Origin of the sequence: Sphingomonas desiccabilis, from assembly GCF_004135605.1 — a bacterium.
Classification (GTDB): domain Bacteria; phylum Pseudomonadota; class Alphaproteobacteria; order Sphingomonadales; family Sphingomonadaceae; genus Sphingomonas; species Sphingomonas desiccabilis.
The window spans coordinates 291,794-312,279 of the sequence record NZ_SDPT01000003.1 but is presented as its reverse complement, the minus strand read 5'-3'; the positions used below and the strand labels follow the sequence as shown (position 1 = coordinate 312,279).

General features: G+C 67.8%; 15 protein-coding genes and 1 tRNA gene. 4 read left to right on the top strand and 12 right to left on the bottom strand.

Annotated elements, in window-relative coordinates; translation table 11 throughout:
* Nucleotides 1-32 precede the first annotated feature (32 nt).
* A complete protein-coding gene (locus EO081_RS15055) occupies nucleotides 33-3,572 on the top strand; it encodes a TonB-dependent receptor (RefSeq protein ID WP_311721260.1) in 3,540 nt (1,179 codons plus the stop codon).
* Between the two features lie 120 nt (nucleotides 3,573-3,692).
* Here the strand turns inward: EO081_RS15055 and EO081_RS15050 are convergent, their stop codons facing one another.
* From EO081_RS15050 to EO081_RS15040, 3 genes are all read right to left on the bottom strand, one after another.
* Complete coding sequence (locus EO081_RS15050; protein ID WP_129343040.1) at nucleotides 3,693-4,820, bottom strand: endo-1,4-beta-xylanase; 1,128 nt, start codon at nucleotides 4,818-4,820, stop codon at nucleotides 3,693-3,695.
* 49 nt (nucleotides 4,821-4,869) lie between these two features.
* On the bottom strand, nucleotides 4,870-6,696 hold the full coding sequence (locus EO081_RS15045; RefSeq protein ID WP_240697708.1) for a glycoside hydrolase family 9 protein: 1,827 nt from the start codon (nucleotides 6,694-6,696) through the stop codon (nucleotides 4,870-4,872).
* 256 nt (nucleotides 6,697-6,952) lie between these two features.
* Nucleotides 6,953-7,043: transfer RNA gene (locus tag EO081_RS15040), tRNA-Ser, on the bottom strand.
* A gap of 102 nt (nucleotides 7,044-7,145) precedes the next feature.
* Here EO081_RS15040 and EO081_RS15035 point away from each other — a divergent pair.
* Nucleotides 7,146-8,045: a peptidylprolyl isomerase gene (locus tag EO081_RS15035; protein ID WP_129343038.1), complete on the top strand. Its 900-nt coding sequence runs from the start codon at nucleotides 7,146-7,148 to the stop codon at nucleotides 8,043-8,045.
* Between the two features lie 65 nt (nucleotides 8,046-8,110).
* Here the strand turns inward: EO081_RS15035 and EO081_RS15030 are convergent, their stop codons facing one another.
* Genes EO081_RS15030 through EO081_RS15015 form a run of 4 tightly spaced genes read right to left on the bottom strand, consistent with a single transcriptional unit; the run spans nucleotide 8,111 to nucleotide 11,586 of the window.
* Entirely contained in the window at nucleotides 8,111-8,692 is a 582-nt protein-coding gene (locus EO081_RS15030) for an ABC-type transport auxiliary lipoprotein family protein (RefSeq protein ID WP_129343037.1), read from the bottom strand.
* Between the two features lie 8 nt (nucleotides 8,693-8,700).
* Nucleotides 8,701-9,666: an MlaD family protein gene (locus EO081_RS15025; RefSeq protein WP_129343035.1), complete on the bottom strand. Its 966-nt coding sequence runs from the start codon at nucleotides 9,664-9,666 to the stop codon at nucleotides 8,701-8,703.
* A 7-nt stretch (nucleotides 9,667-9,673) separates the two neighbouring features.
* Nucleotides 9,674-10,483 carry an ABC transporter ATP-binding protein gene (locus tag EO081_RS15020; RefSeq protein ID WP_129343033.1) on the bottom strand — a complete coding sequence of 270 codons (810 nt, stop codon included), beginning with the start codon at nucleotides 10,481-10,483 and terminating at the stop codon, nucleotides 9,674-9,676.
* On the bottom strand, nucleotides 10,480-11,586 hold the full coding sequence (locus EO081_RS15015) for an ABC transporter permease (protein WP_375781670.1): 1,107 nt from the start codon (nucleotides 11,584-11,586) through the stop codon (nucleotides 10,480-10,482). The genes EO081_RS15020 and EO081_RS15015 overlap by 4 nt, the downstream gene beginning before the upstream one ends.
* Nucleotides 11,587-11,648: 62 nt before the next feature.
* Here EO081_RS15015 and EO081_RS15010 point away from each other — a divergent pair, with 62 nt between their 5' ends.
* Complete coding sequence (locus tag EO081_RS15010; RefSeq protein ID WP_129343028.1) at nucleotides 11,649-12,323, top strand: HAD family hydrolase; 675 nt, start codon at nucleotides 11,649-11,651, stop codon at nucleotides 12,321-12,323.
* A 19-nt stretch (nucleotides 12,324-12,342) separates the two neighbouring features.
* On the opposite strand, the gene EO081_RS15005 is transcribed toward EO081_RS15010, so the two are convergent.
* The 3 genes from EO081_RS15005 to EO081_RS14995 form a co-directional block, all read right to left on the bottom strand.
* Nucleotides 12,343-13,608 (bottom strand): DUF445 domain-containing protein, encoded by a 1,266-nt coding sequence (locus EO081_RS15005; protein ID WP_240697707.1) that lies wholly within the window; start codon nucleotides 13,606-13,608, stop codon nucleotides 12,343-12,345.
* 285 nt (nucleotides 13,609-13,893) lie between these two features.
* Nucleotides 13,894-17,034 (bottom strand): efflux RND transporter permease subunit, encoded by a 3,141-nt coding sequence (locus tag EO081_RS15000; RefSeq protein ID WP_129343026.1) that lies wholly within the window; start codon nucleotides 17,032-17,034, stop codon nucleotides 13,894-13,896.
* 4 nt (nucleotides 17,035-17,038) lie between these two features.
* Nucleotides 17,039-18,232 carry an efflux RND transporter periplasmic adaptor subunit gene (locus tag EO081_RS14995; RefSeq protein ID WP_129343024.1) on the bottom strand — a complete coding sequence of 398 codons (1,194 nt, stop codon included), beginning with the start codon at nucleotides 18,230-18,232 and terminating at the stop codon, nucleotides 17,039-17,041.
* A gap of 207 nt (nucleotides 18,233-18,439) precedes the next feature.
* Here EO081_RS14995 and EO081_RS14990 point away from each other — a divergent pair, with 207 nt between their 5' ends.
* Nucleotides 18,440-19,168: an SIMPL domain-containing protein gene (locus tag EO081_RS14990; protein WP_129343022.1), complete on the top strand. Its 729-nt coding sequence runs from the start codon at nucleotides 18,440-18,442 to the stop codon at nucleotides 19,166-19,168.
* Nucleotides 19,169-19,240: 72 nt separating this feature from the next.
* Here EO081_RS14990 and EO081_RS14985 read toward each other — a convergent pair whose 3' ends face one another.
* On the bottom strand, nucleotides 19,241-19,492 hold the full coding sequence (locus EO081_RS14985; protein ID WP_129343020.1) for a GlsB/YeaQ/YmgE family stress response membrane protein: 252 nt from the start codon (nucleotides 19,490-19,492) through the stop codon (nucleotides 19,241-19,243).
* Between the two features lie 120 nt (nucleotides 19,493-19,612).
* The gene (locus tag EO081_RS14980; protein WP_129343018.1) at nucleotides 19,613-20,386 is read right to left on the bottom strand and encodes a TSUP family transporter; all 774 of its coding nucleotides are present in this window, start codon (nucleotides 20,384-20,386) and stop codon (nucleotides 19,613-19,615) included.
* Between the last annotated feature and the right edge of the window lie 100 nt (nucleotides 20,387-20,486).

Sequence of the window (20,486 nt, the reverse complement as noted above, 5' to 3'; positions counted from 1 at the left end):
GACACGACGTCGACGTACATGGGAGGGGGACTATGCTCATCGATGTGACCGAAGACGCACGTCTGAAGACCAGCGCCCGTAAGAAGGCGTTCCGATTCGGCGTTTCCGCGTCGGCAATGTGCATGTTTGCGCTGGGTGCACCTGCGCATGCGCAGACGGGCGCGGCGAGCGGCCAGAACACGGCTGGCGCGACCACCGCCACCAGCGGCCCCGGCGCGGACCAGGCCGCACCACAAGATGCCGTCGACAGCCTGCCCGATGACGCGGGAAGCGCAGAAGAGGTCGTCGTCACCGGCATTCGCCAGAGCCTTGCCAACGCGCAGAACATCAAGCGCAACTCCGACACCGTCGTGGATGCGATCACGTCGCAGGACATCGGCGCGCTGCCGGATCGCTCGGTGACGGAAGCGCTGCAGCGCGTGCCCGGCGTCTCGATCAACCGCTTCGCGGGCAACAACGACCCCGACCATTTCTCGGTCGAGGGCTCGGGGGTCAACGTGCGCGGCCTCAATTTCGTGCGGTCCGAATTCAACGGCCGCGACACCTTCTCGGCCGGCATCGGCGGCCAGGCGATCAACTTCGCCGACGTGCCCTCCGAACTGCTCGGCTCGGTCGAGGTCTACAAGAACGCGACTGCCGACCTGATCGAGGGCGGCCTTGCCGGTACGGTCAACCTCAACACCCGCAAGCCCTTCGACAACAAGGGCTTCCATATCGGTGGCGGCGTCGAGGCGAACTATGGCGACTTCGCGAAGAAGTGGTCGCCGACCGGCTCGCTGCTGATCAGCAACACCTGGGAAACCGGGATCGGCACCATCGGCATCCTTGCCAACGGTTCCTATTCGCGGATCAAGAGCCGCGCCGACGGTATCCAGGTCACCAATTTCCAGACGCGCGACGGCGTCCAGGCCGCGACCGGCACGGGCACCAACACCACCGTCACCTGCCGCAACCAGCTTCCGGGGAACACCGACAGCACCACGCTGCTGCCGGGCACCGTCACCGGCGTCGGGGGTGCCTCCTTCCCCAATCCGGCCAACGTCTGCGGCGCCAGCGGGAGCGCCGGCGCAGATGGCTTCGCCGACCCGATGAGCCTGGCCTATGCGCCGATCGGCGGACAGTTCCGAAGCCAGGACTACGACCGCAAGCGCGACGGCCAGGCACTCGCCGTGCAGTGGGAGAGCACCGACCGGCGTACGGTCCTGACCGCCCAGTTCATGCGCACCCATTCCAGCAATGCCTGGGGCGAGCACACGTTCGAGACGGCGCCCGACCTGTCGGAGTACAACACCTATCCCGCAGGCTGTCAGCAGAACGGCAACGGCCCGCTCAACGGAGCGGGCAACACGACCACGCGTGCGGAGTGCCAGCTCAACGGCTCGGGCGAGTTCGTCTTCGGTGAGAACCAGCGCGGCAATGGCTATAACCCGGCCGGCAATGCCTTCCCCAACTACGTGTACGACAGCAACGGCCTGTTCCAGAGCGGGTTCATCACCCTGCCGGGCTCAGGCTGGCGCACGGCCTCCAGCGGCTCCGCGACGACGACGGTGCCGACCGGCGGCATGCAGCAGTCGCTTTCCCGCCGCCAGGTCTATGACGAGAACCTGATCAAGGACGTCGGCATCAACCTCAAGATCAACCCCGACGATCACTGGTCGATCGGCCTCGACGTCGACTATACCTACGCCAAGCACGACGTCACCGACCTGAGCGTGTTCGGCTCGACCTTTGCCGACGAAGAGCTGGACCTGACGGGCAAGATCCCGGTCGTGATCCCGCACAAGCCGCTGACGCTGGCGGCGAACTGGGCGGCGCCGAACCCGGCCATGGCCGCGGCCAGTGACTCCGAGTATTTCCAGAACCGCGACTTCCAGTTCTGGCGCGCGGCGATGGACCACATCGAGCACAGCAAGGGCGACGAATATCAGATCAAGGGCGACTTCGCCTACAAGTTCGACGATGGCGAGTTCCTGCAGCGCATCAAGTTCGGTGCACGCTATGCCGAACGCTCTCAGGACGTACGGTACACCGCCTACAACTGGGGCGCGATCAGCGAAGTCTGGTCGGGCGCTCCCGTGACCTTCAACCAGGGCGATACCAGCCGGTCGTCGCTCTACAGCTTCGACAACTTCTTCCGCGGCAAGACGTCCGCTCCGCCCAACGCCTATTACTACAACGGAGACCTGATCAAGGGCTACTCCGACGCGGTGTCCTTCTTCCAGGCGCAGAACGACATCTGGCGCGAGACGAATGGCGCGACGGCGAGCAACCGCTTTCTGGGTGCAGGTCAGCGCGTCGGCGCCATCCCAGGCTCCGACTTCCTGCCGTCGGAGGTGTCGAACGTCCGCCAGGAAGACTCCGCCGCCTACGCCATGGTGCAGTTCGGCAACAACGATCCGATCTTCGGAAATGTGCGAATGTCGGGCAACGTCGGGCTCCGGTATGTCCACACGGACGTCTTTTCGCGTTCGGCCACCGCGGTCCCGAACCGGACGGAACTGGGCGTCGTCGATCCCTATTCCACCCGCTGCGTGGCGACGATCCGGACCTTGCCGGACGGCACGACGGAAACGGTCCAGCCGGGCGGCGTCTGCAACCTCGGCGCCGTGGAATATGAGCGGCTGCGCGAGTTCGCGGTCGAGGGCTATGCCGCGGTGCCCGCCTCGTTCAAGAACAGCTACAGCTACTTCCTGCCGAGCGCGAACCTGAAGTTCGGGCTGACCAACGACCTGATCCTGCGCCTTGCCGGGTCGAAGGTGCTGACCCGTCCGGATTTCGCCAACATCCGGCCCTATGTCACCTATGCGTTGGAACCTGGCTCCGGCACGGTCACCATCAACGCGGGCAATCCGTATCTGAAGCCGGCAACGGCATGGCAGTTCGACGTCACGCTGGAATGGTATTTCGGCCGGGTCGGGCAGCTGTCGTTCGACGCCTTCTACAAGACCGTGGACGGCTTCTTCTACCAGTCGCTCGTCAACCGCTCCGTCACCAACAACGGCATCACGCAGAACATCCAGGCTCGCGGGCCGGAGAACTATGACGGCAAGGGCAAGATCAAGGGCTTCGAAGTCGCGTATCAGCAGACCTTCGACTTCCTGCCGGGGCCGCTCAGCGGATTGGGCTTCAACGGCAACTACACCTTCATCGACAGCTCCGGACTTCCGAACTCCTTCCTGAACGGGGGAACGCCATCGTCCGACTCTACCGTGGAAAAGGGGAACCTGCCGCTCGAGGGGCTTTCCAGGCACAACGTCAACGCGACGGTGTTTTACGAGAAGGGGCCGATCTCCCTTCGCGCCGCATACAATTGGCGGTCGCGATTCCTGCTGACGGCTGCGGACGTGATCTTCCCCTACACGTCGATCTTCAACGACGAGACCGGCCAGCTCGACGCCTCGGCGTTCATCAACGTGAATAAGTGGGTAAAGATCGGCGTGCAGGGGGTGAACCTCACGAACACGACGACGAAACTCCTCCAGGCGTACAAGTCGGGCTCGAACGACCTCGCGCCTCGGTCCTATTTCACGAACGATCGGCGCTACTCGATTATCCTGCGCGCCAATTTCTGAGGCCGGTCTTCGGCACGGGAAGGGAGGCGGTGCCGCGGCGCCGCCTCCCTTTTCCTTGTCCGCCTTTGCTGAAGTCTCCCGACACCCGGGCTGCGTGGTTTACCGCTGATCCGCCGGCACTCACGCCGTGCGTTGCGGGGCGCCGGCCAGCGCTGCCGCAATCGCATCGCGGAGCGGCTTCGCACGACATCGGGAGTCATACGGGCACGGGCGGCGCGGAGCCTTGTCGGGCCTGGGCTCGAAGCCTTCGATCCAGCTGAAGCGATCCGTCATTCCCCAGGCGACCACGTCCCGCAGCCGCGGATAGGAAAGGGTGACGTCGAGATAGGCCCGGGCATAGTCCGCCACGCCCCGGTCGCGGGCCTCTGCTTCGGCAGGCAGGCCGTTGTCCCGCACGTCCAGCTCGGTGATGAGCAGGCGAAAGCCCATCGCCGTCACCGCATCGAGAAAACGGCGCCACGCGTCCTGCTGGGCCAGAACGCTCTTGTGCGTGTCGGGGCCCGAAGTGACGAGGTGCGACTGGAGGCCGAGCGCGTCGACCGGCGTGCCCCGTCGGCGGAAGCCTTCGAGCAAGCGGAGCATACCGGCGCGATGCGTGGCGTTGCCCGGCTCCCAGCTCATATAGTCGTTGTAGACGAGCTCGGCATGCGGCGCGGATGCACGCGCGGTCCGGAACGCGAGGTCGATCGTGGCTTCGGTGCCGCCCATCGCCCGGCTGAGTGCGGTTTCCTCCAGCGCGCCGGTCTCCGGCGTCACCGCCTCGTTGACGACGTCATAGCTCTGGATACGCGTGCCGTAGCGGCGCGTCACCGCCTCGACATGCTCGACAAGCAGCCGCGCCGCCTCGGTGGCGGGACGCCCGCCGAAGTCATGCCCCTCCACCCAGGCGGGCATCCACTTGCGGCGCTGCCACAGGAGATTGTGCCCGCGCATCGCCATCCCGTTCTGCTCGGACCAGGCGAGCATGCGATCGAACGCGGCAAAGTCGAACCGCCCGGGGGCCGGCCCGACATGCTGCCACTTCATCTCGTTCTCGGCCACGAGCAACCCGCAGTCGGTGCGGAGCAGGGTCGCATAGTTGGGGTTGGTGAACGAGCCTGTTCGGGGATTGGCCGACACCGCCGAACCGAAGCGCATGCCCTTGTTGCGCGCAATCGCATCGAGGCTGCGCGGCGGCGCTGCGCCGGCCTCACGTGGGCAGAGCGCCACGGCAGCAAGCAATCCGACCGCCTCTCGTCTCGTCGGCATCAACCCCATGGCGTTCCTCCGCTACGAACGATCCGTGGCAGGATCGCCTTCAGGCGCCGCCGTCCAGATAGGCTGCCACCCACAGCAACGGCGCGTTCCAGTTGATCGCGACCTCGTTCAGCGCATAGGCCGTGATCTCGTCCTTCCAGCAGCGTTGGGGCGCGCATTTCCCCTTCATCGTCATCGCGACCGGATCGCTCATCGAAGTCGAATTCGGCCCGCCGGAGACGACGCCGGGCGGCGGCCCTGGCAGCGACGGATCCAGCTGGTGCGCCCAGAAACGGTGGTGCGGGTTCATGAGAGGCCGTGCCCCGAACCCGGAGACGTAGCTCTGGTCCAGCGGGTTGCGGCCCAGCAGGTAATCCATCGCGTCGACCACGCCGGCGCGATAGCGCGCGTCTCCGGTCAGGCCATGCGCGACGCCGAGCATCATCGCCCGGTTCAGGATCGAGGAGTTGGACCCCCACGGATAGTCGAGCGTCGCATAGGGGATGCGGTATCCGGACCGCTCCGTCTCGGCCAGGAAGCCGTCCGCCGCCGCGACGAGCGCGGCGCGGGCGCTTGCAGCCTCGGCTTGGGGGATGCCTGGCGTGGTGGCGAGGGTGATCGTGCCTAGCGCGGCGACATTGCCCCAGTTGGGCTCCGCGGCCGGCGCGGACCGGGCGGGCATGGCGCGCAGCGCGTCGCCATACACGGCCTCGCCCGTCGTCGCCCACAGCTCGGCGGTCGCCCAGTAGAGCTCGTCCGACAGGTCATTGTCGCCGTAGCCGCCGCTGCCGGTGAAGCTGTTGGTCGCATAGACCTGCGGATTGCGCACCGCTGCCCGGTAGGCGCGCTTGGCGGCCGCGAGGCAGGTCACCGCAAATGCCGGATCCACGCTGCGCCAGATCCGCGCGCACTGCGCCGCAGTCGCCGCCAGGTTGAGCGTCGCACCCGTCGTCGGCGGGTAGAGCAGCCGGTCTTCCGTGTCCTTGTGCGGCGGAGTCGGCAGCGGGGTCCAGTTGCGGTCGGCGACCTTCTGGTGCGCCATCCCCCCGGCATCGACGGTGCGAAGCGTCAGCGGGTCGTCCGACGGCAAGGGCCCGACGGGAACCTCCGTCCGGACCCCGTCCGGTATCTGCATGGCCAGCAGGAACCGCATCTCCCAGCGCGCCTCATCGAGCAGGTCGTTGATGCCGTTGCCGGCCTCCGGCAAGCGGGCGCGCCCGTCCGCGAAGGTAAACCGGCCACTGGCGGCCTGGCGCTCGTAGAGGTTCTGCAGCGTCCACAGCGAAATGCCGCCGTTGACGAGATACTTGCCCTGGTCCCCCGCGTCGTACCAGCCGCCGGTCACGTCGAGCGTATAACTGCAGCCCGGCCAGAGGGTGCCACGTTCGTCCGCGCCACGGAAACAGGTCGCGGTCTCGCTGGGATGCCCGGCCGGCCGCGCCCACTGCGCCCCGCCGGCATAGCGCGCCTCGATCGGGATCCCGGCCCGGTTCTGGTAGAAGAAGTTGAGCGCGGCAAACGCGAGCGGCGCGTACAGCCCCGGACGCACCGCAAAGGCACGGCTGGTCTGATCGGAGATCCGGATGCGGTAGGTGCCGGGTTTCGTCACCCGATCGAAGCTGACGAGATGGACGTTGTCGCCCGATGCCGGGTCCGCCCCCACCACCGTCGTCCGGCCTTCGGCGGCGGTTTTGCCATGCTCGTCGAGCACCCGCCATCGGAGCGGCACGGTGGAGTCGCTCGGAACCACCGCCCGCTTCGCCGTCTCCGGCAGGAAGCCGATCTGGTTCAGCCGGATCGCGGGGCCGGCGTCGTCGGCGGCCCCGATCGTCAAGGCGGCGATTGCCGGCACTGCCAAGACACGCATACGGGTGGGGAGCAGCTTCAAGGACGCCTCCAATCGGTGCGTGCGGTGTAGCACCATCCCAGCCGATCGTAACGAAATGCGTGAAGCACTCCAATGGCCGACGGGACGCCTCACCCGGTTCCTGGCAGCGCCGCCCACCATCGTTTCGAAAACCAGTCCCTGTATCGCTACGCAGCAACAGCGGACAAATAGGAGCCTGGAAGACGTCGCCGATGTCAGGAACAGATCCGTCCCCCTCTTGGGGCCAGGCTCGCGATCGTGCGACAAAGGGTCGAAGTGGCGGAGCGGGAGGGATTCGAACCCTCGATACGGTTTTGCCGTATACTCACTTTCCAGGCGAGCGCCTTCGACCACTCGGCCACCGCTCCGCATGCTCTGGAAGGCGGCCCGTACCGCGCGTTGGGCCGGGGCGCAAGGCTGATGCGCGTGCGGTTGCCAGCAGCCGCAGGCGCGTGGCACGCTGCGGCGTGATGCTGACCGCTCTTCTCTCGCTCGCCCTGCTCGGCACAACCGCTGTCGAGCCCGCAACCGGCCAGTCCGCGGCTCCCGTGCCACAGACTGCCGCCACGCCGATCGCTGCGGACTGGCGGCCGATCCCGGACGACGACCTGCTGGTGATGACGCTGTCCGGAGACCGGCGGGTCGTGATCCGGCTCGCGCCCGCTGCGGCCCCCGTCCACGTCGCCAACATCCGCACGCTCGCACGGACGCATTGGTGGGACCGGACCAGCGTCTATCGCGTGCACGACAATTACGTCGCGCAGTGGGGCGATGCGACCGAGACGAAGCCGCTGCCCGCCGGCGTCGTCGCCAACCCGCCCGCCGAATATGGCATGTCCGCACCGGAGGTCGCCGCGCAGCTGACCCGGGCCGACCCCTATTCCCGCCAGACCGGCTTCACCGCCGATGGCTGGCCCGTCGCCCGCGGCAGCTGGCTCGACAAGGGAACGGAAGCCTGGTTGCCGCACTGCTATGGCATGGTCGGCGTCGGGCGGGACATGGCCCCGAGCACGGGTAGCGGGGCCGAGCTCTACGCCGTGATCGGCCACGGGCCGCGCCATCTCGATCGAAACATCGCGCTGGTAGGACGCGTGATCGAGGGGATCGAGCATCTGTCGGCGCTGCCGCGCGGCACCGGGGATCTCGGCTTCTACAAGACGGAAGGGGAGCGGACGCCGATCCTCTCCGTCCGGTTGGCGAGCGACATGCCGGCGGCGCAACGCCCGCACTTCGACTATCGGGCCACCGACAACCCGCGCTTTGCCGCCTATGTGCACGAGCGCGAAAACCGCCAGCCGCCGTTCTTCACGGTTCCGGCCGGGGGCGCCGATGTCTGCAACGTGCCGCCGCAGGTCCGCCGCCGGTCCTGAGCGGCCACCGCGCTAGCCTGCGCCGGCGCGCGGGATGCGGGAGTGGCGGCTGCGCAGGCCGGACTTCAGCGGCCGATCCAGTCCGCGACCTCGACCGCCACCTGGTTGGCTGCCTGGTTGATCGCAGGGGCAACCGTCTGGGCGTTGATGGCCGTCACCGGCACGCGCGCCTCGAAGCGGCGCTTCTCGACCGCCTCGGGTCGACCGACCCGGATCAGGGCCGCGTCGAAGGTCACGACCGCCTCGTTGGTGGTCGCATCCATGCCGAATGACCGGAGTTCGCCCGACAGCTGCGAACTCGGATCGACGCTCGCCTGCCGCAGGCTGAGGACCACGCGCCCGGTACGCGTCGTCACCGTGTCGCTCAGGAGCCGCGCGAACAGGCGCCCCGGCTGCTCGACCCACTGCGCATCCTTCACATAGGCAAGGGAGGTGTCGGTCGAGCGCACCGGGACCCGCGTCACCGCCAGCTCCTGCGGCACGCTCGGCACGGCGATCAGGATCGACTTGGCCGCGCCGGAATTCTGCGCAGTGCCCACCGGCACCGCCTGCGAGGGCGTTAGAGTGAGCAGCGAGGGCGGCGGCTCCGCACCCAGCCGGATGCAGGCGGACAGCGGCAGCAGCGCGAGAATGGCGAGCTTCTTCATGGATTCCCTCACTTGCCTTCGTAGTCGGGCAGCTTCTGGCGGCCGATGATCGAGCTGGCCCCGCCCTGGTCCACCCGCTCCGCCACTGCGGCGAGCGCCGTGGTCATCTGGCGCAGGTCGGAGACCAGCTGGCCAACCTCCGGGATGGTCCGCTTGGAGAAGGTCTGCAGGCCGGGGCGGGCATCGCCGATCGCCGCGTTCAGCGTGTCGGCGCTGCGCTGCGCCGATTCGATCGTGCGGTTCAGGTTCTGGATGGTCGGGCGCACGTCGTTGGCGAGCACGCCGTTGCTGGTTTCCGCGAGCTGGCCGATCTGCTCGGCGGCGATGCCCGCGCGCTGGATGGCGATCCGCGTCTCGGCGAGCGTGGCGGCGATCTCCGGCCCGCGATCGGCGAGCGCGTCGGTCAGGCGATTGGTGTTGTCGAGGATCGCGGCGATCGAGTTCTGGTTGCGATCCGACAAGAGCTCGGTCAGCCGCTCGGTCAACGAGGTCAGCCGCTCCAGCAGCCGCGGCGCGGAGCTCAGGATCGCGCCCAGCCCACCCGGACGAGTCGGGATCACCGGCACGCCCATGGGGCAGGAGGTTTCCGGATGCACTTCGGGGCATGCGATCGGCGGAGCGCCCTTCACCGCGCCGTCGAGCGCGATCTGGCTGACGCCGGTGAAGCCCACGCCCTGGATGGTGGCGGTGGTGCCCTCCAGGATCGGAACGCCCTCGTTCACGCTGATGCGCACCCGCACCAGCGACGGATCGGGCTTGAACAGGGCGATCTCCTTCACCTGGCCGGACGGCACGCCGGAGAAGGCCACGGGCGAGCCCTTGTTGATGCCGTCGACGGCCTGTTTGAAGAAGATGTCGTACTCGAGCTCGTTGGTGCCGTTCACGCGCGCCAGCCACACGGTGAAGATCGCCAGCACCGCAAGCAGGATCAGCACCACCGCGCCGACCAAGACATGGTTCGATCGGGTTTCCATCAGCCTCTCAAGCCCCCTGTGCCTGGCGCGCTTCGGCGCTGCTGGCGCTGGCCACCGCGGCACGTCCGCGGGGTCCTTTGAAATATTCCTGGATCCACGGGTGATCCAACGCGAGGAGTTCGTCGATCGTGCCGACGGCGATCACCTTCTTGTCCGCCAACACGGCGACGCGATCGCAGATCGCGTAGAGCGAATCGAGATCGTGGGTGATCAGGAACACGGTGAGCCCGAGCGTGCGCTGGAGCGACCGGGTGAGTTCGTCGAAGGCCGCCGCGCCGATCGGGTCGAGCCCGGCGGTGGGCTCGTCGAGGAACAGCAGGTCGGGGTCGAGCGCAAGCGCCCGGGCGAGGCCTGCGCGCTTGCGCATGCCGCCGGAAAGCTCCGCCGGATATTTGGGCGCTGCATCCGCCGGCAGGCCGGTCATGACCACCTTGTAGGTGGCGATCTGCTCCAGCAGCGTCTCGCTCAGCCCCGGGTAGAATTCGCGCAGCGGGACCTGCACATTCTCGCCCACCGTCAGCGTGGAGAAGAGGGCCCCGCCCTGGAACAGCACGCCCCAGCGCTTGCGGATTTCGACGGCCTCGGTCTCCTCGCGATTGAGCGTCGACTCGCCGAAGACGGAGATTTCGCCCTCTGCGGGAGCCTGGAGGCCGATGATCGAGCGCATCAGAACCGACTTGCCGGTACCCGATCCCCCGACGACGCCCAGGATCTCGCCGCGGCGGACGTCCAGGTCCAGCCCCTCGTGCACGATCTGCTCGCCGAAGGTGTTCTTGAGGCCGCGGACGCGGATCAGGATGTCCTCGTGGGTCGTCATATCCAGCCGATCCGTTCGAAGAACACCGCGAAGAAGGCGTCGAGCACGATCACCAGGAAGATCGCCTGCACCACCGCGGAGGTGGTGCGCAGACCGACCTGCTCGGCGTCGCTCTCCACCTGCATCCCCTGGAAACAGCCGGAGATCGCGATGATCAGTCCGAACACCGGCGCCTTGATCATGCCGACGTAGAGGTCGGTGATCGGCACCACCTCGCGCAGCCGCTGGATGTAGGTGACCGGCGGGATGTCGAGCGTCGCCCAGCACAGGAGGCCGCCGCCGATGATCGCGATCATCGACGCGTAGAAGCCGAGCAATGGCATCATCAGCACGGCCGCCAGGGTGCGCGGCAGCACCAGCGCCTCCATCGGCGAGACGCCGATGGTGCGCATCGCATCGATCTCTTCCGTCAGCTTCATCGTGCCGAGCTGCGCCGCGAACGCGGAACCCGAACGGCCGGCGACCATGATCGCCGTCATCAGCACGCCCAGTTCGCGCAGGGTGATGCGGCCGATCAGGTTGATCGTGAACACCTCCGCACCGAACTGCCGCAGCTGGACCGCACCTTGCTGCGCGATCACGATGCCGATCAGGAAGCTCATCAGGCCGACGATCGGCAGCGCCGACACGCCGACCACCTCGAACCGCTGCACCGTCGCGTTGAACCGGAAGCGGCGCGGGTGGCGAATCACGTTGCCGGCCGCGATCACCGTCGCGCCCAGGAAGCCCAGCAGCCCCAGCAGAGTGCGGAACGACAGCACCGTTGCCGTGCCGAGTTCGTCCAGCACCCGCATCACCGGCGGCAGCGGCTTCGCCTTCTGCACAACGGGTTGGTCCGCGTCGGCAACCTGGCCGATCAGGTGCCGGCCGTCCTCGTCGAGCCCCTCGATCTTCGCGTCGCGGGTCGCGGCGAAGCGATGCACGACCCACGCGCCGACCGTGTCGATCCGCTGCACCCCCGAAAGATCGATCCGGTCGACCGCACCGTCATATTGATCCAGGCGATCGGAAAGACTCCCGAGCCGCGCGAGGGTGAGTTCCCCGGTGAACCGCAGCACGCGCTGGTCCTGCGGATCAGGGGCAAAGTCGACGGCCACAGTCATCGCCATGCTCCATCGGCGATTTCCTCTGGAACGGCAAGGCGCCAGCTTGCAGAGACGCAGCAATGCATCGTCTCGCAATCTACGACATGGACCGGACCATCACCCGCGCGGGTACCTGGACTCCCTTTCTTCTCCACACGCTCGAGGGCCGCCAGCGCTGGCGGGTGGCGCTGCTGCCGCTCGCCGTGCTGCTCGCAGCCGGCTATGCCAGCAAGCTCTACAGCCGCGGTCGACTGAAGGAACTCACCCACCGGCTGATGCTCGGCCGCACCGTCCCGGCGGAGACGCTCAGGACGCTCTCCCACCGCTTTGCCGACCGGACGCTCACAAAGGGCGTCTTTGCCGATGCAGTGAGGCAGATCGAGTCGGACCGGGCCGAGGGGCGCACCCTGGTGCTCGCCACCGCCTCCTATCGCTTCTACGCGGCCGAGATCGCGGCGCGGCTCGGCTTCGACCATGTCATCGCCACCGATTCGAAACTGAGTGAGGCCGGCGCGCTGCTGCCCCGCATCGACGGCGAGAACTGCTACGGTCCCGGCAAGCTGCGGATGATCGAATCCTGGTATGCGTCCCAGGGCTTGCGGCGCGAGGACACCCATGTCCGCTTCTATAGCGATCATGTGTCCGACGCGCCCGTGTTCGAGTGGTCCGACGAGCCGGTGGCGGTCAATGCCCATGCGCCGCTGCGCCTGCTCGCCAAGGCGCGGGGGTGGCGCATTCTAGACTGGGCAGCCTGAGCCCAGATGCGCACGGTCCTCACAGCAGCACGTCGATGCTGTGGATGCACAGGCCGACCAGACCGCCCACAAGCGTGCCGTTGATCCGAATATACTGAAGGTCGCGGCCGACGGCATTCTCGAGGCGACCCGTGATGGTGCGCGCGTCCCAGCCGCGTACTGTGTCCGAAACCAGCCGCACGATCGCGTCGCCATAGTCGGCAACGGTTCCGACGGCCGCGCGGCGCACGAAGCGGTTGATGGTGCGGGCCAGCCGCGGGTCGCGCTGCAGCGTCTCGCCAAGCTGGCGCAGCGCATCGCCCATGCCGCCCGCCATCGCCCGGTCCGGATCGCGCACCAGCCGCAGCAGCGCGGCGCGGCTGCGCTCCCACATGCCGTCCAGCCAGCGCTGCAGCGCGGGGTTGCCGATCATGTCCTCCTTGAACTGCTCGACCCGCGCCTGGAGCGCCGGGTCGGACTGGAGGTCGGCCGCGAGCTTGGCGAGCCCCTCCTCCGCCTTGGCGCGCAGCGGATGCTGCGGGTCGGCGGCGATGTCGTCGGCCAGCTTGTGCAGGCCGTCGAGGATCTTGTTGGCAAGCGTTTCATCGAGCCCGGTCCAGCGCAGGATCGATCCGGCCCGGTCGTGCACCATCGCGCGGATCACCTGCTCGTTCGCGTCGACGGCGCGCGCCACGAAGCGGATCATGCCGTCGATCAACGGCACGTGGCGATCCTCCGCGATGGCCGCCTGGATCGCCTGGCCCAACAGCGGGGCCACCTCGGTCGATCGCAGGCGATTGGCGATCGCACCCTTCACCATGCCCCCCAGCCGCTGCTGGTCGAAGGACTGGATCAGGCTGGCCGCAAGGCGGGAGGCGCCGTGGCGCAGCCGCCCTTCCCCGCCCACGGGATTGGCGAGCCAACGCCCGACTACCGCAGCAACGTCCAGCCGCCGCATGCGCCGGGCGACGACATGCGCGGTCAGGAAGTTGTCGCGCAGGAAGAGCGCCAGCGTGTCGCCGATCCGGTCCTTGTTGCGGGGGATGATGGCGGTGTGGGGAACCGGCAGCCCCAGGGGATGGCGGAACAAGGCGGTCACCGCGAACCAGTCCGCCAGGCCGCCGACCATGGCCGCCTCGGCAAAGGCCTGGACGAAGCCCCACGCCGGGTGCCGCGCCTCCAGCGCGCGGGAGGCAAAGAACAGCAGCGCCATCACCACGAGCATGGCGGTGGCGAGGCGGCGCATGCGGGTGAGCGCGGGAGGGACGGCGCCCCCGCTGCCGGGAACGCGCGCGAACAGGGTCATGCGTGAAACAATCCCCGAAAGCGGGGAAGGTTCAAGCCCGTCGCGCAACACGCGGCGGGGTCGATGCGCCCGTATCCGCCCGCTTGCACGTCCGCGGCCAACGAAAGCACCCCGGCCGATCTCTCCTCGGCCTCCAGCCCATCGTCATGCTGAACTCGTTTCAGCATCCACCGCGCCTCAGCAGCGCCGTCGCAGGTGGAAAGATGGACCCTGAAACAAGTTCAGGGTGACGCCTCAGGTGAGGGGCGTCGGCGCCGGCGCGTGCGCTCGGACAGCCCCCACCGATCACTCGGCCGGAGCCGGCCCCTCCTGCCCCTTGCCGTGATAGCCGATGTGTCCGCCCGGCTTGTGATCGATCACGGTCTGGCCGGGGATCTCGTCACCCGGACGATAGGTCAGCAGCCGCCGCGACAGCCGCGGCCCGACCCAGCGCTCCACGCCCACCGCCAGGCTGAAGGTGGCCGGCACGATCAGCAGGGTCAGCATGGTCGACAGCACCAAGCCGCCGATGACCGTGATGCTCATCGGGGCTCGGAACGATGCGTCGCCGGTCAGCGCCAGCGCCGTCGGCACCATGCCAGCCACCATCGCGACGGTGGTCATGACGATCGGTTGCGCGCGCTTGTGGCCGGCGTCGAGGATGGCGGCGGACTTGTCGACGCCCTTGGCCATCTCCTCCAGTGCGAAGTCGATCAGCAGGATCGAGTTCTTGGCGACGATGCCGAGCAGCATCAGCAGACCGATATAGACCGGCATGGAGACCGGATGGCCGGTGACCCAAAGCGCGATGAGCCCCCCGAGCGGCGCCAGCAGCAGCGAGCCAATGTTCACGAATGGCGGCATCAGCCGCTTGTAGAGCAGCACCAGCACTGCCAGCAGCAGCAGCAGCCCCGAGATCACGGCGATGATGAAGTTCTGGATCATCTCCGTCTGCCACTTGGCCTGGCCCAGCGTCAGCTCGCGCACGCCGATCGGCAGCTTCTGCATCGTGGGCAGCGCATGGATCTGCTTCATCGCGTCGCTGTTGACGACGCCGGGCGCCAGATCGGCCCCGACCACCAGCTGGCGCTGCTGGTCGACCCGCTCGATCTTGGTCGGACCGGCACCGAAGCCGATCTCCGCAACCACGCTCAGCGGCACCGATCCGCCGCTGCTGGTGGGCACGGGCAGGTTCTGGATCGTCGACAGCTGGGTGCGCGAATCCTCCGACAGCGCAACCCGGATCGGGATCTGGCGGTCGGACAGCGAGAAACGGGCGCTGTTCTGGTCGATGTCGCCCAGCGTCGCGATGCGGATCGCGTTGGACAGCGCACTGGTGGTGACGCCCAGGCTGGCGGCCAGGTCGAGCCGCGGGCGGATCACCAACTCGGGTCGCTGCAGATCACCGCTGATGCGGGGCGCGACGATCGTCTTCAGCCCGGCCATCTCCTGGACCAGCTTGTTCGCCGTCTCGTTGAGCAGCACGGGATCGTCGCCGCCCAGCACGATCGACACGTCGCGATTGTTCGATCCCCAGCCGAACTGCGATCGGAATGCCACTCGCGCATCAGGGATTGCGCTCAACCGCGGCGCCAGCCCACGCTCGAACTCGGTGCTGGTCATCTTGCGGTCTTCGGCAAGTTCGACGCTTACCCGGCCGCTGCCGACCATGGTGGTCGAATAGGCCGAGGTCACAATCGGCTGCGCGCGCAGGATCTCCTCCACCTGCTTCACGACGCGCGCGGTCTGCTCGAGCGTCGTGCCCGGCACCATCTCGATCATCGCGGTCGAGCGGTCGCGGTCCTGCGGCGGCTGGAAGGTCGCCGGTAGGATCGAGAACATGAACAAGGTGCCGGCAAAGGCGCCGATGCTCGCCACCACCGCCGTCCAGCGATGCTTCAGGGTCCAGCGGAGCGTCCCCATATAGGCGCGCATCGCCCAGCCGTCGGGCTTGTCGACATGGCCGTGGCCCTTGAGGAAGTAGGCGGCGATCATCGGCGTGATCATGCGCGCCACGCCCAGGCTCATCAGCACCGCGGCGACGACGGTCAGGCCGAAGTTCTTGAAGAACTGGCCGGCGATGCCCGGCATCAGGCCGACGGGCAGGAACACCGCGACAATCGCCATGGTGGTGGCGAGCACCGCCAGGCCGATCTCGTCGGCGGCATCGATCGACGCCTGATAGGCGCTCTTGCCCATGCGCATGTGGCGGACGATGTTCTCGATCTCCACGATCGCGTCGTCGACCAGCACGCCCGCCACCAGGCTGAGTGCGAGCAGCGTCATCTGGTTGAGCGAGAAGCCCATCAGGTCCATGAACCAGAAGGTTGGGATGGCGGACAGCGGGATCGCCAGTGCCGAGATCAGCGTCGCGCGCCAGTCCCACAGGAACAGGAACACGATCACCACCGCCAGCACGGCGCCCTCGATCATCGCGTGGATCGCGGATTCATACTGGATCTCGGTGTACTTCACGCTGTCCGACAGCAGCGCGAAGCGCACCTGCGGATTGCGCTCCTCCAGCGCCTTCAGCCGCTTTTCCGCCTCGTGGAAGACGGTGACGTCGGACGCCCCCTTGGCGCGCTTGATGTCGAACGACAGCACGCGCCGGCCGTTGTAGGCGGCCGCCGAGCGCTGCTCGGCATAGGCGTCGCGCACCTCGGCGATGTCGGCCAGCCGCACCGTGCGGCCGCCCCCCAGCGCGATCTGCGTCTGGCCGAGCTCATAGGCGGTGGCGGCGTTGCCCAGCACGCGCACCGACTGTTCCTGGCCGGCGATCTCGGCGCGGCCGCCGGCGGCGTTGATGTTCACCTGGCGCAGCGCCTGGTTCACCTGGCTGGCGGTGATGCCCATGCCCTGCAGGCGCGCCGGGTCCAGGATCACGCGGATCTCGCGGTCGACGCCGCCCACGCGTTCCACCGTCGACATGCCGTCGATCGACAGCAGTTCCTTGGCGACCGTGTTGTCGACGTACCAGCTGAGCTGTTCCTCCGTCATGTCGTTGGCGATCGCGGTCCAGCTCGCCAGGTCCTTGTCGGTGGTGTTGGCGCGATAGATCTGTGGCTCCAGGATGCCTTCGGGCAACTCGCTGCGGATCTGGTTCACCGCCTCGCGCACGTCGGTGACGGCGCGGTCGATCGGCGTGCCGATGTCGAGCTGGACGATGGTGGTGGAATTGCCCTCGCTGACTTCCGAATTAATCTCGTCAATGCCCTGGATGCTGCGCACCGCCGCCTCGACCCGCTGGGTGATCTGCGTCTCCAGCTCGGTGGGCGCAGCCCCCGGCTGGTTGATGACGACGATCACCACCGGAAACTCGATGTCCGGGTCCTGGTTGACGTCCATCCGCATGAAGCTGACCAGGCCCGCGATCGTCAGCGCAATGAACAGCACCAGCGGCGGGATCGGGTTGCGGATCGACCAGGCGGAGATGTTGCGGAAGCCCATGGCGTTAGCGTCCCGTCTTGCGCAGCGTCGGATTGACCTTCTGCCCTGGGTTCAGGAAGGCGCCCGCGCTCACCACCACCCGCTCGGTGCCGCTGAGCCCGTCGGCGATGGCAACGCCCGCGTCCGATACCTGGCCGACCGTCACCGCACGCCGCTGCGCCCGATTCTTGTCGTCGAGAACATACACGTAATTGCCCTTCCCGTCGCTCAGCACCGCCGATTCGGGAAGGAGCGGCGCGGCGCGCGCACCCGACAGGATGCGCGCGGTGGCGAAGCCGCCAGGCCGCAGCGCCGGGTCGTAGGACAGCGCGATGCGAACGGTGCCCTGCCGCGTATCGGGGTCGATCACGGGCGAGACCTGCCACACCTCGCCGCGGAAGGTTGCGGTCGAGCCCACCGGCGTCACTTCGGCCGGCACGCCCACGCGCACGCGGGCCACGTCAGTTTCGGAAAGCCGCGCGCGCATTTCCATCTGCCCGCCCATCGCCATGCGGAACAGCGTGCCGCTTCCGGACGAGACGATCTGCCCGGGTTCGACGCTGCGGGTCAGCACCAGCCCGGCGGCCGGGGCGCGGATGTCGAGTCGGCGGTTGCGCGCCTGGGTCTCGGCCAGCTGCGCCTCGGCGACACGCACCCGCGCCTGCGCCGCGTCGCGCGTTGCGGTCTTGCGGTCGATGTCGGCCTGGGACACGAACCCGCGGCCGAGCAGCTGCTGCGACCGATCCAGCTCGCTCTGCGCAATGCGGGCGTCGGCGCGCGCGACGCGCACCTGCGCCTGCAGCGATTCGGCGGTCTGCGCCTGAACGGAGCGATCGACGCTGGCGAGCACCTGCCCCTGGCCCACCCAGCTGCCGGGTTCGACCAGAACGCGCGTGACTTCGCCGCCCTCGCCGGCCACCCCGATCGGCATTTCCCGGCGTGCGGCAAGCGAACCGGTGCCGGTGACCACCGCCTGGATCGACTCCCGCCCGGGCACCATCACGCTGACGGTCGGCACTTGCGAGTCGCCTGCGGGCTGCGCGCCGGCCGCGGCTGCGCCCTCCTCGTCGCCGCGACCGAACGCGACCCACGCGACCAGCAGGAGCAGCAGCAGGACCGCAGCCGCGATGATCCATTTGCGGCGGCGACGCGACGGCGCCTCAGGGCCGCTCAGCTGAGGGCGATCCTCCCCGTCGATCGCCTTCGCCTCATACTCCATCTATACCCACTCCCCCGACCGGCCATCTGCCTTACTGTATTATAGTAATAGGTCACTCACCTCAAGGGCACCCGGTCGCCCGCGGATTGCCCGTTGGCACGTCCGCTCGCAAGTGAAACCGGCGTTCAGCTTGCGTTGTCCGGGGAAGAGGCAGGAGACGACCACCATCGGGGGCACGCCCCCAAGTCATGTTGGAGAAAAACGTTGATGCGCAGCCTTCCTGTTCTCGCCGCCGTTCTGGCCACGGGCATTGCCGGCGTCGCGGTGCCGGCCGCCGCACAGCAGGTTGCTCCTGCCCCGGTCTTGCTGGACGCGACGCTGCTGGACGTGGTCGCCCAGGGGAAGGCGACGCGCGTACCCGACGTGGCGACGTTGCGCGCAGGCGTCGTGACGCAGGCGGCGACCGCTGCGGCCGCCCTCCAGGAAAATGCCACCCGCATGAACCGCGTCGTGGCCGCGCTCCGCAAGGCAGGCGTCGCCCCGCGCGACATCCAGACCGCCCAGATCGGGCTTCAGCCGCAATACCGCTATGCGGAGAACGTGCCGCCGGTCATCACGGGCTATCAGGCGTCCAACCAGGTATCGGTGCGGTTCCGGGACATTGCGAAGAGCGGCGCCATCCTCGACGCGCTGGTGGCGGAGGGCGCCAACCAGATCCAGGGCCCCGATCTCTCGGTCGACGCCGCGGACCAGGCGCTCGACGAGGCACGGGCCGACGCCATCGCCAGGGCACGCGCGCGCGCCGAACTCTATGCCAAGGCAGCGGGGCTCCGGGTCGACCGAATCCTGACCATTGCAGAAGGCGATGTGCCCTCCGCGCCACCGCCGGTGATGGTCCAGGCCCGCATGGCGTCGGTCGCGGCCGATTCGACGCCGATGGTCGCCGGCGAACAGGATATCACCGCAAATGTGACGGTCCGCTTCCTGCTCCGCTGATCGTTTCCATCACATGGAAGAAGGGCCGCCCCGCGAGGGACGGCCCTTTTTTTTGGATCCGAAGATCGCTGTTTAGCGAACGGTTCCGCGACGGATCAGGTTCACGATCGCCAGCAAGATGATCGCGCCGACCAGCGAGGTGATGAACGATGTCACGGTGACGCCGTCGTTGATGTTCTGGCCGAAGATCAGCGAGGCGATGAAGGCGCCGACGATGCCGACGACCACGTTCAGGATGATACCCTGCTGTGCATCGGTGCGCATGACCAGGCTGGCCAGCCAACCCACGACGCCGCCGACGATAAGCCAAATAATGACGCCCATTGTATTTGTCCCTCCATTTCGACCCCCTGTCGGGCCTGTTGAAGCAAGGACTCGCAAGCAGGCGGAAGGTTCCGGCGGCGTCACGAATATTGGCGGATATGCGGCAGCCGCGCCGGCAATCTAGAACAGGGTCCAGAGCGGGTTGGCGGGGTCCGCCAGCAACTTGAAGGTCAGGGCCGCGGACATGAGCACCAGCAACGGGCGCACGCCCGCGCCGCCGAAGCGGATCGCCAGGCGCGCGCCCAGTTGGTTGCCGGCCACGTTGGCGAGCGCCATCGCCGCGCCGAGCTGCCACAGCACATGGCCTCCGGCGATCATGGCGAGCAGGCCGGCGACATTGGTGGACAGGTTGAGCAGCTTGGTATTGGCGATCGCGCGGACCAGCCCCAAGCCTCCCAGCGCGACCAGCGCCAGGGTCAGGAAGGATCCCGTCCCGGGCCCGAAGAAGCCGTCGTAGAAGCCGATGCCGGCGACGATCAGGGTGATTCCCGGCTTGCCCAGACGCGCATGGCGATCGACCTGGCTCATCGGTGGCGCCAGCAGGAAGTAGAGGCCCATCGCGATCAGCAGCACCGGCATGAAGGCCGCCAGAAAGGTGGAACTGACATGCTGGACAGCCGTGGCGCCGAGCGCGGAGCCGACAAAGGCGGCGAGCGCCGGCACCGCGAACTGGCAGAGATCGACGTGACCGGCCCGCCAGAAGGTGAAAAAGGCGGACGCGGTGCCGATCGTGCTCTGCAGCTTGTTGGTGGCAAGCGCCGCCACCGGCGGCACGCCGGCCGCCAGCATCGCCGGCAGCGTCAGCAACCCGCCCCCGCCGGCCAGTGCGTCGATGGTACCGGCAAGAAAGGCTATGCCGGCGAGAAAGGCGAGCGTTTCGAAGGCGAACTCCATGCGCCGCGGCTTACGCGCGGGCAGCGGCGGCGGCTAGCATCCGCGCCCTCTTCCGTTCGTCTCGAATAGCGATCGAGCTTGTCGGGACGAGCGGGAAGTT